Raw genomic sequence first — 15228 nt, 5'->3', positions numbered from 1 at the left:
ATGCGTCGACTGCTGCTCTCCAATGATGATGGTGTACACGCCCCCGGGCTGCGCGCCCTGCACGATGCCCTGGTGCCGCATGCCAAGCTGCGCGTGGTGGCGCCCGACCGCGACAAGAGCGGGGCCAGCAACTCGCTGACCCTGACCCGGCCGCTGGCGCTGTCGGCGATGGACAACGGCTTCTACAGCGTCGACGGAACACCGGCAGACTGCGTCTATCTGGGCGTCAACGGCGTCTGGAACGAGAGGCCGGACCTGGTGATCTCGGGTATCAACCACGGCGGTAACCTGGGGGATGACGTGCTCTACTCGGGTACCGTGGCCGCCGCCATGGAGGGGCGTAACCTGGGCATGGCGGCTATCGCCATGTCGCTGGTGGGGCATCGTCATTTTGTCACTGCCGGCCGGGTGGCAGCGAGCCTGGTGGGCGCCGCCGAACAACTCTCCCTTCCGCCGCGTAGCCTGCTCAACGTCAACGTGCCCGATCTGCCCTGGGAAGAGATCCAGGGCTTCCGGGTCACTCGCCTGGGCTATCGCGGTCCCGCGGGGTCTCCCCAGGAGGTGCGCGACCCGCGTGGCAAGGTGCGCTGGTGGATCGCACCGCTGAGCAAGAACGCCGACGACGGCCCCGATACCGACTTCGCCGCCGTGGAGGCAGGCTTTGTCTCCATCACCCCGCTGCAGACCGATCTGACCCGGCACGCGGCGATCGCAGATGTGAAGGGTTGGCTGGATGCACTCACCTGACCGCCTGGCCGAGCTGGTACGTGGGGTCGGCATGACCTCCCAGCGCACCCGCGATCGCATGCTGGAACGCCTGGCCGACCAGGGAATTCGTGATCCCCGGGTGCTGGAGACCCTGGGGAGCGAGCCGCGACACCTGTTTCTGGACGAGGCGTTGGCCCATCGTGCCTATGAGGACACGTCCTTGCCCATCGGTCATGGCCAGACTCTCTCCCAGCCGTGGATCGTGGCGCGAATGACCGAGCTGGTGTTGCAGGCGTCGCCGCAGCGGGTGCTGGAAGTGGGTACCGGTTCCGGTTACCAGGCGTTGATATTGTCGCGGCTGGTGCCGGAACTCTGTTCCATCGAACGAATCAATGTCTTGCATCGTCGCGCCGCCGAGCGGCTACGCCTGCTGGGCGCCAGGAATGCTCACCTGCGCCTGGCCGACGGAGGTCACGGCTGGGAGGAAGCCGCGCCCTTCGATGTCATCCTGTTGACCGCCTGTGCCAGCGAATTGCCGTCGGTACTGCTTTCCCAGCTCGCCGAGGGGGGCGTGCTGTTAACCCCACTGTCCGACGCTCGGGGGCGCCAGTGGCTGACCCGTATCCAGCGCCAGGATAACCAGTTCGAGACGCGGCGGCTGGAGCCGGTGCGCTTCGTGCCACTGCTCGAAGGCGTCATTCGTTGAAAGGAGTCCGCTGTTGAAGCGATACCTCGGCACTATCCTCAGAGGCGCCGGCATGGGAGCCGCCGATGCGGTCCCCGGCGTCTCTGGCGGCACCATCGCCTTTATCACCGGCATCTATGAGGAGCTGATTTACACCATCAGACAGTTCGGCCCCGGTGCCTTCGGGGCCTGGCGGCGTGGAGGAGCGGCGGGCCTGGCGGCCCACCTCAACCTGACCTTCCTGCTGCCGCTGCTGCTGGGCATCGCCGTCAGTCTGGTCAGCGTCGCCCACCTGGCGGTGTGGTTGCTGGAAGATCACCCACTGCTGCTCAACGGCTTCTTCTTCGGGCTGGTGCTGGCCTCGGCACTGGTGGTCAGTCGCCACCCAACCGACTGGCGCTGGTGGCATATCCTGCCGCTGATGGGCGGCCTGTTGCTGGCCCACGGACTGCCCGCGTTGATGCCGTTGGTGACCGCGCTGGGCAGCCGCGAGGTGATGCTGCTGGTGGCGGGAGCCATCGCCATCAGCGCCATGATCCTGCCGGGGGTCTCCGGCAGTTTCCTGCTCCTGACCATGGGCCTCTATGGCACCGTGATGGATGGCATTCGCGGCTTCGACCTGGGGTTGATCGGTCTTTTCGGGATGGGGTGTGCGGTGGGGCTATTTGCCTTTTCGCGCCTGCTTTCCTGGCTTCTCGATCGCTACCATACCGGGACCCTGCAGCTGCTGGTGGGCTTTATCATCGGATCCTTGCCGGTACTCTGGCCGTGGCGTGAGCTGGTACGCTACCAGCTGGGTCCGGACGGGCAGATGGTTCCGCTGGATTATCGCTATCTGACACCCGGTGAGTATGCCCAGCTGACCGGCGATGCCCCGCAACTTATGGCGGTGGTCGCGCTGATGCTGGCGGGAGCGGCTATCGTGTTGCTGCTCGACCGCACAGGGAGGCGCTCCGCTGCGACTCGTGACAATGACGCTTATTCGGCAAATTCTCAACGGGCAGACTCCCAAGGGACAAGCTCTCGAGAGACAAACTCTAAAGAGACAAGCTCTAAAGAGACAAACAAGGAGGAAGGCTCTGATGCGTAATGTACTGATGATTTCGGGGCTGGCCCTGGTCCTGTCCGGCTGTGTCAGTCAGCAGGATGCCCCTGGCCAGGTGCCGGTGCGTGATCTTTCGGCGAGCCGTGCGAACACCACGCCCAGCCACTACACCGTGGAGCAGGGGGATACGCTCTATGGCATCGCCTGGCGACATAGCATGGACTATCGCGATCTGGCCCGATTGAATCGCATCGGCCCCCCCTACGAGATTCAGCCGGGGCAGCGCCTGGTGCTGGATAGCGGGACGAGCGGGGAGCAGTCAGCGGCTCGGCCGCCGGCCAGTGACATGGGTGGTAACAAGGGTAATGACACGGGCGGCAATAACGGCAGTGCCGTGGCGGTCGCCACGCCACTCGGCGGCGCCCAGGAAGACGCCGCCGACGGTGATATGGAGTGGCTGTTGCCGAATGGCGAGACCGAGACGGTGTCGCGCAACGACCGGGCGCCTGCGGCCGCCGATGAAGGCGCTTCTCAGTCAGATGAAGGCGCTTCTCAGTCACAGGCGTCGGCCGGCGAGGAAGAAAGTGAGCCGGGCCCGGTCTATTCATCGGATAGCGACGATGCCGATAACAGCCAGGATGAGCGCAGCTCGGCACAGAAGACCACTGACGAGTCCCCCGATACCCAGGACGTGGCCGAAACTGCTACCCGGGAGGAGCCCGCTGCCGAGAAGACCAGTGAGTCGACGAGCGAAGGGGCTGCGAAGCCCGATGCCGGCACCGCCGTCGCCGGCGGTGACCAGGCGCCGGACCGCAGTTCGCGCACCTATAGCCCGGTGGCCGAGGTGCCCTGGCAGTGGCCGGTAAGCGGCGATGTGGTAGGCCAGTTCGGCGATGGCGGCACGATTACCGCCGGCATTGATATCGCCGGTCAAAAGGGGCAACCTGTCAAGGCGGCGGGGCCCGGCATCGTGGTCTATGCGGGCAGCGGCGTCAGAGGCTATGGCAAGCTGATTTTGCTCAAGCATAACGACCAGTTCCTCAGTGCTTACGCGCACAACGATACGTTGAAGGTAAGCGAGAATGATGTGGTCGAGGCCGGCGAGGTGATTGCCACCATGGGCGACAGCGATGCCGAAGATACCAGGCTCCATTTCGAGGTGCGCAAGGATGGCCAGCCCCAGGATCCCCTGGGTTATCTGCCCTAACGTTGATGCCGCTGTCCGGCGGGGAAATCCCGCCGGGACTGACACACAATAATAATCGGTTTCGCCGGCGCTTCAGGGCGTCGGCGACAGGACGCAAGCACGGGGTAGCCATCAATGAGCATGCTTGAACGGGACCTTCAGGATGTAGATGTAGGCACACTCGAGGAGAAGGAGCAGGATATCGTCGACGCCGTTGACGAGCCGGCAAGTGACGACGAGGCGGCCTTCGAGAAGGCGCTGACTCGGGAGGATCGTTATAGCCACCAGAGCCTCGACGCCACGCAAATCTATCTTAACGAGATCGGCTTTTCGCCGCTGTTGACCCCCGAGGAGGAGGTCTTCTACGGCCGACTGGCCCAGAAGGGCGACCCCATGGGTCGCTCACGCATGATCGAGTCCAACCTGCGGCTGGTGGTGAAGATTGCCAGACGTTACCTCAACCGCGGCCTCTCGCTGCTCGATCTGATCGAGGAGGGCAACCTGGGATTGATCCGCGCCGTGGAGAAATTCGACCCCGAGCGCGGCTTTCGGTTTTCCACCTATGCCACCTGGTGGATTCGTCAGACCATCGAGCGGGCCTTGATGAACCAGACCCGTACGATTCGCCTGCCCATACACGTGGTCAAGGAGCTCAATATCTATCTGCGCGCGGCTCGCGAGCTGACCCAGAAGCTTGATCACGAGGCCACCGCGGAGGAGATCGCCGAGTACCTCGACAAGCCCGTCGAGGCCGTCAAGAAGATGATGGGACTCAACGAGCGGATCTCGTCGGTGGACTATCCGGTCGGTGGGGATAGCGACAAGCCGCTGATCGAGACGCTGGCCGATGACGCCGACGACGGCCCCGAGTCGAGCCTGCTCGACGGCGACGTCAAGCAGCACGTGGATGAATGGCTCTCCGAGCTCAGCGAAAAGCAGCGCGAGGTCGTGGTACGCCGCTTCGGCCTGCGGGGGCATGAGGCCGCCACCCTCGAGCAGGTCGGCGAGGAGATCGGCCTGACCCGGGAGCGGGTGCGTCAGATCCAGGTCGAGGCATTGAAGAAGCTGCGCCGAGTCCTCGAGAAACAGGGGCTCAGCCTCGACGCGATCTTCGCCTGATCGCCCGATCAGCAAGTTCTTTCAGAGTTCTTGCTAAATTCAGCACTTTGTCATGATAAGCCACCGTCTATATGGTGGCTTTTTTCGTGATTTGCGCTGTGGTTCCAACGATAATTCTCGGTTCGCCCATTTTAGACAGTCCAGGAGTCCGCCATGGCCCGGCCGCTGATCGCCGAGATCGACCTCGACGCCCTGCGCCACAATTACCGTCTCGCCTGTGAGTGTGCGCCTCACAGCCGCAGTGTTGCCGTGATCAAGGCCGATGCCTACGGACACGGCGCCGCTGCCTGCGCGCGTGCCCTGGAGGGCATCGCCCCGGCCTTCGCGGTGGCCTGCCTCGAGGAGGCGGTGACGCTGCGTGAGGCCGGCATCGGCGCCCCCATCGTGCTGCTCGAGGGCATCTTCACCCCGGACGAGCTCGCCCAGGTGGATCGGCTTGGCCTATGGATGGCGGTGCACAGCGATTGGCAGCTGGATGCGCTGCTCGCCTCGCGACCCTCGAAGCCGGTGCCGGTGTGGCTCAAGGTGGATTCCGGCATGCATCGCCTGGGCTTCTCGCCCGAGCGGGCGGAAGCGGCGTGGCGGCGCCTGGCGGCGGCGCCGGAGCAGGCCTGTGACCTGCATCTGATGAGCCACTTCGCCACCGCCGATCTGGTCGATACCGGCTACTTCAATGACCAGCTGGCACGGCTCAAGGCCCTGGCCGAGCGCCTGGATGCCCCACTATGCCTGGCCAACTCCCCGGCGACCCTGGCACACCCCGAGGCTCATGGTGCCTGGAACCGGCCGGGCGTGATGCTCTACGGCAGCGACCCCCTCGAACGACCCAATGCCGTTACCTCCCGGTTGGCGCCGGTGATGACTCTGCGCTCGGAGATTATCGCCGTGCGTGAGCTTCCCGCCGGCGAACCGGTGGGCTACGGCGGGCGCTGGGTTACCCCGCGTCGCTCGCGCATCGGCGTGGTGGCGGCGGGCTACGGCGATGGCTACGACCGGCATGCCGTGGACGGCACTCCGGTGCTGGTGACGGGCAGGCGCACTGCCATCGTCGGGAAAGTCTCCATGGATATGCTGATCGTGGACCTCACCGAGATTCCCGAGGCCGACATCGGCAGTGAGGTCGTGCTGTGGGGCAGGGCGAGCAACGGCCAGGTGCTGTCGGTGGACGAAGTGGCCCGCCACTGCGATACCATCAGCTACACCCTGCTGACCGGGGTGCTGCCCAGGGTGCCGAGGCGGTATCATGGAGCCTCTTGAAAGCCCGACAGGAACCGAGCATGTTCAGGGACGATTCTAGCCGGCATAACTTCGCCCACCCTCGCTATTGGCCCGTCTGGTTATCCATCGGGGCCATGCATGTCGTGGCCTGGCTGCCCTGGCGGCTCAGGCTGTGGATCGGCAAGCTGATCGGGCTGGCTGCCCGGCGCCTTGCCGGGCGGCGCCGGCATATTACCGAGACCAATCTCAGGCTGTGCTTCCCGGCGCTTGACGCCGACGAGCAGCGGCGCCTGGTCCGGGAGACCTTTATCGCCAACGGCATCGGCCTTGTGGAGACCGCTACCGGCTGGTGTCGCGACCCCGAGGACCTCCGGCATCGCGTCGTCTTCAAGGGGCAGGAGCATCGCACCCGACTGGAGGCCGAGGGCAAGGGAGCGTTGATCCTGGGAGTGCATTTTTCGACCCTGGATCTCGGCGCGGCCCTGCATTCGCTCTACTTCCGTGCCGATGCCGTTCAGCGCCCCCACGACAACCCGCTGTTTGCCCGCTTCATGGGGCGGGCCCGGGCGCCTTACTTCGATACGGTGCTCGACCGTCACGACCTGCGCGGCGTGGTGCGGCGCATCAAGGCGGGGCACGCGGTCTGGTACTCCCCGGATCAGGATTTCGGCCGCGACGTCAGCGTCTTCGCGCCATTCTTCGGCATTCAGGCGGCCACGGTGAAGATGACCGCGCGTATCGCTCGCATGACCGGGGCGCCGGTGATACCGCTGATCTTCCACCGCAACGCCGATAATCGCACCTACACCCTCGAATACCTGCCGCCGCTGGAGGACTTTCCCAGCCATGACGAAGTGGCCGATGCCACGCGTATCAACGCCGTGATCGAGGCGGCGATTCGTCGGCATCCCGAGCAGTACCTGTGGCTGCATCGGCGTTTCAAGACCCGGCCGGAAGGCGAGCCCAAGCTCTACTGAAGCCAGACGTCAGTAGAAAGAAAACCCCACGACCGCAAGGTCAGTGGGGTTTTCACCTACAGCGTATCGCTTCGGCAAGGCCGGTCAGGCATCGATGCGCTTGTACTTCATGCGATGCGGGGTGTCATCGCCGACACGCTTCTTGTGGTCCACCTCGTATTCCGTGTAGTTACCCTCGAAGAACTCCACATGGGAATCGCCCTCGAAGGCGAGGATGTGCGTGGCGATCCGGTCGAGGAACCAGCGATCGTGAGAGATCACCATGGCGCAGCCGGGGAAGGCCAGCAGGGCTTCCTCCAGGGCACGCAGGGTCTCGATATCCAGGTCGTTGGAGGGCTCATCGAGCAGCAGCACGTTGGCACCCTGCTTCAGGGTCTGGGCCAGCTGCAGGCGACCACGCTCACCGCCGGACAGCTCGTTGAGGCGCTTCTGCTGGTCGTTGCCCTTGAAGTTGAAACGGCCCACGTAGGCCCGCGAGGAGACCTCGTAGCCATTGATGTTGAGCATGTCCTGGCCGTCGGAGACCGCCTCCCACACCGTCTGCTTGTCTTCCAGGGCGTCACGCAGCTGTTCGACATAGGCGATATCGACGGTCTCGCCGATCACCACCTCGCCGGCATCGGGCTGTTCCTTGCCGGTGATCAGCTTGAACAGCGTCGACTTGCCGGCACCGTTGCCGCCGACGATGCCGACGATGGCCCCCTGGGGCACGGTGAAGCTCAGGTCCTCGTAGAGCAGCTTGTCTTCGAAGGCCTTGGAAACGCCGTGAAACTCGATGACCTTGTCACCCAGGCGCGGGCCGGGCGGAATATAGATCTCGTTGGTCTCGTTGCGCTTCTGGAAGTCGCCGGACTGCATCTCCTCGAAGCGATTGAGGCGCGCCTTGCTCTTGGCCTGGCGGCCCTTGGCATTGCTGCGCACCCACTCGAGCTCCTGCTTGATCGCCTTGTTCTTGGAGGCCTCCTGCTTGGCTTCCTGCGCGAGGCGCTTCTCCTTGGCCTCCAGCCAGCCCGAGTAGTTGCCTTCGAAGGGGATGCCCTGGCCGCGGTCGAGCTCGAGGATCCAGCCGGCCACGTTGTCGAGGAAGTAGCGGTCGTGGGTGATCGCCACCACGGTGCCGCTGTAATCGTGCAGGAAGCGCTCGAGCCAGGCCACGGACTCGGCGTCCAGGTGGTTGGTAGGCTCATCGAGCAGCAGCATGTCCGGGCTTGAAAGCAGCAGGCGGCACAGCGCCACGCGGCGACGCTCGCCCCCCGAGAGGTTGCCGACACGGGCGTCCCAGGGCGGCAGGCGCAGGGCCTCGGCGGCCACTTCCAGCTTGCGATCCAGGTTGTGGGCGTCGGAGGCTTCGATGATGTTTTCCAGGCGTGCCTGCTCGCTGGCCAGGGCATCGAAGTCGGCGTCCGGCTCGGCATAGGCGGCGTAGACGGCGTCGAGCTTCTCCTGGGCCTCCTTGATCTCGCCCAGGGCCTCTTCCACGGTCTCGCGGACGTTCTTGTCGTCGTCGAGCTGGGGCTCCTGGGGCAAGTAGCCGACATTGATGCCGGGCATGGGGCGTGCCTCGCCCTCGAACTCGGTGTCGACGCCGGCCATGATGCGCAGCAGGGTCGACTTGCCTGCGCCATTGAGGCCCAGCACGCCGATCTTCGCGCCCGGGAAGAAGGAGAGAGAGATATCCTTGAGGATCTGCTTCTTGGGGGGCACGATCTTGCCCACCCGGTTCATGGTGTAGACGTAAGAGCCTGTTTGCCCGTGTTTGTCGCCTTTTGCCATCTTAATAACACCTATAGGCTTGTGAATTCATGACTTTATAAGGTTTTTGAGCGCGTGGAACAAAATAAAAAAAGTTATTTTTTGGTTGGCCGCCCTATTATTCTTTACTATACTGAGAAAAGTCAAGTTTTTGGGTGGGGAGGGGGCATGGGTTGCAAGGTCGTAGAAATAACGTGCAACGGCACTAGGAGAAAGGTGCTGGTTCAAGAGCACATGCCCGTTTACTATCCGAATATTTATGTGACTCTTGAGCAGTCGAGTCGGGCATTAAACACGCAGCAGAAATATTTAGAGCATATCGGATTGCTTGAAGACTTTCTGGAGTATGAGTCAATAGATCTGATAAAGCGCTTGGAAGATCGTCCTAAGTCACTCTATTTAACTGATAGTGAAATCTCACGATTCGTTGCGGACGCCGCATTAAATAAAAAAACTCTGGATAAAAAGTATGCTAACTTGCGTCTTCTACCAGCGGGCTATGAAACGGTAGGTAGAACCCATGCACAGCAACGTCTTGAAGCTGTGCGTGACTACCTCAAGTTTCTGTATGACAAGATAGGTGACGAAGCGACACGAGATGTAGCTGTTAATGATGTTGAGCGACGTTTTAATCGAAAAATAAAGGCCGCTAAGCCTGCTTGGAGGAAGAGAAAAAACGAAGAGATGAAAGGGTTGAGTAATCAGGAGCGTGATCACTTGTTAGAGGTTATGCATCCTGAGAACTCCAAGAGCCCCTTCGCAAATAAATCGCTAAGGTTGCGTAATTATATTATTCTTCTCCTGGGTCTTGAGTTGGGGATGCGCCGCTCCGAAATGCTTCTGATTAAGCTCAGTGATATTCATTGGCACAGCGGGCAACTATCAATTGTCAATCTGGAGGATGAGGAAGTCGACCCGCGTACCCTGGCACCACAATTTAAAACCCACGAACGCATGCTGCAAATGAGTGATGACCTTATCTGGGCGTTACAGGAGTATGTAGACACTCACCGTATCATGACGAAGGGGCCGTCTGAGGCGAAAAAACATCCGTTCTTGCTCGTATCTCATAGACGAAATGAAGGTAAACCTTTGAGCATAAAAGCGCTGGATGGCGTTTTCCCACGAGTTGGCAAGGTAGCGCCTGAACTGGCTCACATTCATCCCCATATTCTGAGGCATGACGCGGTCTACACGATGCTTGAAAGCATGCGCGAAGAGCTTGAGAAGCTAACGCCAGAAGACCGCACAACTCAAGTTCAAAAAGTCTTGACTTGGATGTTTGGGTGGAGTCCTGAATCTAATATGCCGAGCCTCTACGGGGCGAAATTCTGGAAAGAAGAAGCAGATAAGGCGATGAAAAAGCGCTCAGATAAATTCAAGGCAATCAGAAAGAGTGTTGAAGATGGAATTTTTAAGGGATACGCAGGATGAATATAGGGCCTACAGCACTTTCAGCACCGACTCAGGACTCTCTCGATACGTGGCTGAACACACCTCGACTCGCCAAATGTGGTGAGTTTTTCACTCCCTCTGAACCGATGTGGTGGCCTGATAGGTCAGTCCGCAGTTCGGTCAATTGGAAAACTGCAATCGTTTGTGTTCCGCCTGACTGGCAACGCTGGTTACACGCCGCCTTGGCCTACCGCATGGTGGAGGTTGGGCAGAGTACTATTATAGGAGTCACTTCAACTCTGTCACGCGCGGCGCAAGTTGGGTTAGATCCCCTCAATGAGTATCATCTTGTTGATTTGCGCGAGCGTTTTAGTAAGGAAGCATTCTCCTCGCTGAACGGCTTCATGAAATTTTGGCAAGAGTGCGAATCGCTTGAACAGCGACCATCGCAAGTCCTGGTTGATGCTTATAACAGACTACCCAAGAAAAAGCGGCTCGAAAACGATGTCATTTTGCGCTTAGATCCTCAACAGGGACCGTTCACACAGGCGGAGCAAGACGCCCTACATCAGTGGGCGCATGAGCAGTTCTGTCACGGCAATTTAGATCCTGAACGCTACCTCTATTTACGTCTGGCGATGATCTACGGACAGCGTGGTGTACAACTGCGCATGATGGTCTTTAACGACTTTATCAAAACCGAGCGGGGCTACCAGATTCGAATCTTCTGGGCGAAGCAGAAAGGTGATGATGCGGGATGGAGAGCAAAGCCCGAGACCTTCAGCTTAGATGAGGATCTTTACAATACCGTGCAGGCCTATCGGTCGATTGTTCTCGCTCGACTTGAGCAGGAATATCCTGGTCGAGCCGATTGGGATAAGGCGATTGCGAATGTGCCACTCTTTCGTCGTAAGATGAAATGTAGAGGAGGTGATAGAAAGCGGATCCCCGTCATAGTTGACCTACCTGACCACAATTCGTTGGAGCAGGAACCTGAGGCGAAGTTTCATACTTCCGATGCTGTTATAAGGTCTTGGCTGTTTGAAATGGAAAGCATGTCTGACTTTCCCATTTCTTCGCGCACCCATCAGCCTCTGAAAATCAGCAAGGGCCATCGCTTCAGGCACACGCTCGGTACCGATCTCTCGAATGTAGGGCTGGATGAGTGGTCAATCGCTAGCGCATTGATGCATTCTAATACACATACCGTTCGTAAATATCGAGCAGTATCGGCAGAGTTGATGAAGCTGATTGACGAGAAGATGAGTGATCATCTAGCGCTCGTTGTAAGAGCTTTTACGGGCACCATCGTGACGGATCGAACATCAGCGAAAAATGGGAATCAAGTGGATCGGCAGATTGAAGATCTGGCCATATGCGGCGCCGATACAGTTTGCCATCTAGATGCACCCTTTTCCTGCTATGGATGCGGTAAATTCCAACCACTTTTGGAGGCGGATCACACGTCTGTTCTTGAACGGCTGGAACGTCGGCGTGCGCAAATCATCACTACCGATAAAACCACAGCAGTGCTCTGGGATCGCGCCATTTTGGCCTGCCGTAAGGTTATTCTAGACTGTCAATCCCTGCGCCAATTAGCCTGTTCATATGGGGTGACGCATGACAAACATCACCGATTTTAAGGCGAAGAGTCACCTAACTGCGGAGGCGCAGTTGAATGCGTTTGTTGAGTGGGCGAAAGAGACCCTCCCAAAGGGTATTCCTGATAGGGTGCACGCCAGTATTTTTTGGGAAGATGATAGCTGGCACCTCCACGGCTTTGTAAGCTGTGCTTTCACGGTTCTGGGATCGACCCGTAGTGCCCCAGTAAAAATGCAGCCCCCCTTCACAGACTTTGCCAAGGCAGTTTTGGTGTACCGCCGTATCTACGAAACAAAAAAGAGCGTAAAGGAATGGCTCTCTGCTATGAGAGCCCTTGAGGTCGCACTGGTCGAGTTGACCGGTACGCGTGATGTGACGCTGGTTTCAGCTGCGATATGCAACAGAGCCTGTGAGCACATGAAATCACACTGGAAAGGAGGCAATAGCGCATACTGCGTCGGTAAGGTGCTTGAGAAAATAATCTCCCTGATGCGAGACAAAAAAATGCTCAAGATAAGTTTTAGCTGGACTTCTCCGCTTAAACTTAAGCCTCGTCGCACGCTCAAACAGTTAAAAGCGGATCGTGAGCAGAAGCTTCCCAGTCCTGAAGCGATAAAAGCCCTGGGGGAGATTTTTTATAACAATTTTACCAGTCCAATAGACATTGTCGTGACATCTGCATGCGCTCTTTTGCTTAGTACGCCTAGTCGTATTGGTGAGTTGGCAGATGTTGAGCAGGACTGCCTCGTGTTCAAAGAGGATACTGTAGGCGATCAGCGGATGTTCTTGCGCTGGTACGCTGAAAAGCTAAATAAGCCAATGCTGAAGCCAGTAGTTAAGCCTGAGATGGAGCCAGTCGTCGAGCGTGCAATTGCGTTGCTGAAATCGGTCACCGATGAAGGTCGGGCCCACGCTGCGTTTCTGGAAGATTATCCCGATCAATTTCCACCGCATGAAGAGCTGCCACAAAAGGGCCTTGATGATCCGCTCACCTATCCAGAAGTGTGTGCAGCGCTCAAAATTTCGATCCGAGGAGACCATGGCCCGCGAGGAAGCTTCAACAACGCCTTTTTGCGGCACTTGGAGAAGCGAAAGGATCTCAGCCCAGCCGCAAGAGCGTTACTGGGCGAGATACGCGACGGGTGGGATACTAGTCAGGGAAAGCGAATCTTTGCGAAGGGTAAGAGCGGGGTTCTGCGCTTTGAGTTTAACGATAGGTGTGTGATTACGTTACGCAAACTAAATATTTTGGTGCGCGAAAAATACCTACCTAAACATTTTCCTTACACTACACCCTATACTGAAGGCAAAGCGCGTGTGAAATACCGTGATGCGTTGTTCACTGTGCGAACAGGGGCGCTGCCTGTTGAAGATGGTAACACGAGCATGCCAAAAGGTTTTGGCGTGGAGATCGCTGCTAGCCAATCACGTATGGTCGGCCAATTGTCAGCCGGATCAAACAGGTACGTAAGAAGCATATTCGAGCGCCATGGTTACCCAGCTCTTAAGGTGAATACGCATGCTTTCCGTCACGAGCTGAATACTGCGATGCACCTAGCAGGCCTTTCACAACTATTTATCGATGCGTTTTCTGGACGTACTAGTATGGGCTCGGTCTATAATCATGAGACCGTCGAGGAGCGTACCCAAAGGGTTGCGCACTATCACCCCAAAACCAAGCACAGCAATGCGGCTCAGCGGCTGGAAAAGGTCAAAACAAATCAACCTTTGAGTCTCAGTGATGTGACAGATCTCCATGAGGGTGATCAGGACCTAGTCATCCATCAGACACACGTTGGGATTTGTGTGCACAACTTTGCCTCCGAACCCTGCCCAAAAATGGGGGCCTGCTTGACATGTGGGAAGCTGGGTTGTGTGAAGGGTGATGATGTGAAGCTCGAAAATCTCAAAGAAGAGCGCGCGGATCTTAAGCGCCGCTATGAAAAAGCGCTTGATGCCAAGTCTCGTGATATCTTTGGGGCCTCGGAGTGGGTCAAAAAAGTGGGTATGGATCTCTATAAGTGTGACGCGCTGATTCGAACCCTGGAGAATCCTGAACTCGAAAACGGCGACATCGTGTGGAACGTCGATAATGGTTGGACACTGACAAACAATGCCGCAGTAATGGCCGGGCTGACGGATGCCAACGTCATCGAAGATACAAATGAGCAGCTGCCGTCCTTGGACGAGTTGTCAGCAATGTTAGACGATATTGAGGTGTAACTGTGGGGCATTTAACGAAGAAAGATGAAGCCAATATCATCAAGCTGATTGAAGAGTGGTCTGGGTCCAAGCTAACTTGGCCTCTTCTGGTCGAGGCCTGCAAAGCCAAGCTCAACATTAGTCGTGCTCGCCAGTCTTTGATGAAGCTTCCAGCAGTAGATATGGCTATGAAGGATCGCAAGGCGGCGCTTAAAGCATCAACTTCCAAGCCGGGCTGGGTTAAGGATATTCAGCAGGCAAATGAGCGTATTGAAAAGCTGACTGAAGCGAACCAGCAGCTCAAAATGGTTAACAAGAAGCTTCTTGAGCGCTTCATTATATGGCAGGCTAATGCGGATATGTATGGCGTGTCTCAAGCGAAGTTGGATCGGCCGCTGGTTCAGTTCAGGAAGTAGCTTGGAAACCGCTTTGGAGACTTGCTTGCTTGTAAGCTTAGGAGTATCGGGTGCAGGATTTCTGGGTCTTGATTGGCGTTGGCTAACTTGTCATGTAATAATCACATTCTATGTATGAGCTCGACGAGTTTTCCGCCACTGGATTGAGAAGATAAACCTCCATAGATCCAAGCATTTTTTCTACGAGCTAAAGCCTTGTGAATACTAACCCCCATGACTTCCACTACAATTCCGACCTGATCGGTGGCTCGCTCATGGTCCGCGAGAGCCGCATCGTGGCGGAGTTGCTGCTGGCCGGCGTCGATGACGCGGCATGGAAGGCGGCCATCCTCGACGAGAATCGCCTCCAGAAGGCGCGGCCGGCCACGGCCAGGCGCATGGCCCAGGCAATCCGCAAGCGGCTTGTGCGGCTTCCTGAGCCGTTCTGGCAGGTGTTGAGCGATGGGGATGACCAGCTGGCTACCCAGGTGGCGTTCTGCGCCGCGTTGGCTCGCAACCTGCTGCTGGTGGAGTTCCTGGAGACGGTGGTGGCTGATGCCTTTGTGACCCAGGCCGAGCGCCTTGAGCCCTACCAGTGGGATGACTGATCTTGCCCACCAACAGTGGACACCCCGTTAAGGTATACACTCAACGAGGTGACCCATGGCAAAGCAAGCTACTCCGATGAAGAAGACACGTGCCCGTTACTCTGATGCCTACCGCGAGGAGGCGCTTGCCCTCGCTGACCGAGTGGGGGCTGCCGCTGCTGCTCGTGAGCTGGGTCTGCAGCCAAGCCAGCTCTATCAATGGCGTGCCAAAGCTCAGCAGAAGAAGAACACCTCCGATCGCGAGCAAAAACTGGCCGATGAGAACGCTCGACTTAAGCGGCAACTCTCTGAAATGTCAGAGGAATTGGCCATAACAAAAAAGGCCGCGGTGTACTT

14 protein-coding genes are annotated in these 15228 nt (G+C 58.3%); 13 read left to right on the top strand and 1 reads right to left on the bottom strand.

The genetic code is table 11. The features are described from left to right. From surE to lpxL, 7 genes are all read left to right on the top strand, one after another. Positions 1 to 747, top strand: coding sequence for a 5'/3'-nucleotidase SurE (gene surE, locus Q358_RS0106595; protein WP_027961328.1), 747 nt, complete (start codon positions 1 to 3; stop codon positions 745 to 747). Beyond that, positions 734 to 1414 (top strand): protein-L-isoaspartate(D-aspartate) O-methyltransferase, encoded by a 681-nt coding sequence (locus Q358_RS0106590; RefSeq protein ID WP_027961327.1) that lies wholly within the window; start codon positions 734 to 736, stop codon positions 1412 to 1414. The genes surE and Q358_RS0106590 overlap by 14 nt, the downstream gene beginning before the upstream one ends. A 52-nt stretch (positions 1415 to 1466) precedes the next feature. After that, positions 1467 to 2483, top strand: coding sequence for a DUF368 domain-containing protein (locus Q358_RS16740; protein WP_211248317.1), 1017 nt, complete (start codon positions 1467 to 1469; stop codon positions 2481 to 2483). After that, positions 2476 to 3645, top strand: a complete 1170-nt coding sequence (locus Q358_RS0106580; RefSeq protein WP_027961326.1) for a peptidoglycan DD-metalloendopeptidase family protein — start codon at positions 2476 to 2478, stop codon at positions 3643 to 3645. Before Q358_RS16740 ends, Q358_RS0106580 begins: the two co-directional genes overlap by 8 nt. A gap of 120 nt (positions 3646 to 3765) precedes the next feature. Continuing rightward, positions 3766 to 4743: an RNA polymerase sigma factor RpoS gene (rpoS, locus tag Q358_RS0106575; RefSeq protein ID WP_027961325.1), complete on the top strand. Its 978-nt coding sequence runs from the start codon at positions 3766 to 3768 to the stop codon at positions 4741 to 4743. A gap of 153 nt (positions 4744 to 4896) precedes the next feature. Then, a complete protein-coding gene (gene alr, locus Q358_RS0106570; RefSeq protein WP_027961324.1) occupies positions 4897 to 6000 on the top strand; it encodes an alanine racemase in 1104 nt (367 codons plus the stop codon). Between the two features lie 20 nt (positions 6001 to 6020). Beyond that, positions 6021 to 6938, top strand: a complete 918-nt coding sequence (gene lpxL / locus Q358_RS0106565; protein WP_027961323.1) for an LpxL/LpxP family Kdo(2)-lipid IV(A) lauroyl/palmitoleoyl acyltransferase — start codon at positions 6021 to 6023, stop codon at positions 6936 to 6938. A gap of 84 nt (positions 6939 to 7022) precedes the next feature. On the opposite strand, the gene ettA is transcribed toward lpxL, so the two are convergent. Continuing rightward, on the bottom strand, positions 7023 to 8711 hold the full coding sequence (ettA, locus tag Q358_RS0106560; RefSeq protein WP_051530220.1) for an energy-dependent translational throttle protein EttA: 1689 nt from the start codon (positions 8709 to 8711) through the stop codon (positions 7023 to 7025). A 54-nt stretch (positions 8712 to 8765) separates the two neighbouring features. On the opposite strand from ettA, the gene Q358_RS0106555 reads away from it, so the two are divergent. The 6 genes from Q358_RS0106555 to Q358_RS0106525 all read left to right on the top strand — a co-directional run. Beyond that, positions 8766 to 10124 (top strand): site-specific integrase, encoded by a 1359-nt coding sequence (locus Q358_RS0106555; RefSeq protein ID WP_245598285.1) that lies wholly within the window; start codon positions 8766 to 8768, stop codon positions 10122 to 10124. Further along, the gene (locus Q358_RS0106550; RefSeq protein ID WP_027961320.1) at positions 10121 to 11728 is read left to right on the top strand and encodes a site-specific integrase; all 1608 of its coding nucleotides are present in this window, start codon (positions 10121 to 10123) and stop codon (positions 11726 to 11728) included. Before Q358_RS0106555 ends, Q358_RS0106550 begins: the two co-directional genes overlap by 4 nt. Beyond that, the gene (locus Q358_RS16735; protein WP_043487789.1) at positions 11706 to 13910 is read left to right on the top strand and encodes a hypothetical protein; all 2205 of its coding nucleotides are present in this window, start codon (positions 11706 to 11708) and stop codon (positions 13908 to 13910) included. Before Q358_RS0106550 ends, Q358_RS16735 begins: the two co-directional genes overlap by 23 nt. 2 nt (positions 13911 to 13912) lie before the next feature. Then, entirely contained in the window at positions 13913 to 14305 is a 393-nt protein-coding gene (locus Q358_RS0106535; protein ID WP_027961317.1) for a hypothetical protein, read from the top strand. Between the two features lie 197 nt (positions 14306 to 14502). Further along, positions 14503 to 14892: a BrxA family protein gene (locus Q358_RS16730; RefSeq protein ID WP_043487809.1), complete on the top strand. Its 390-nt coding sequence runs from the start codon at positions 14503 to 14505 to the stop codon at positions 14890 to 14892. A 55-nt stretch (positions 14893 to 14947) separates the two neighbouring features. Beyond that, the coding region (locus Q358_RS0106525) for a transposase (protein ID WP_027961316.1) at positions 14948 to 15228 on the top strand (281 nt) is incomplete at its 3' end.

Source organism: Halomonas halodenitrificans DSM 735, assembly GCF_000620045.1.
Lineage (GTDB): Bacteria > Pseudomonadota > Gammaproteobacteria > Pseudomonadales > Halomonadaceae > Halomonas > Halomonas halodenitrificans.
The sequence above is the reverse complement of the archived record's forward strand: the minus strand, read 5'-3'. Positions and strand labels throughout refer to the sequence as shown.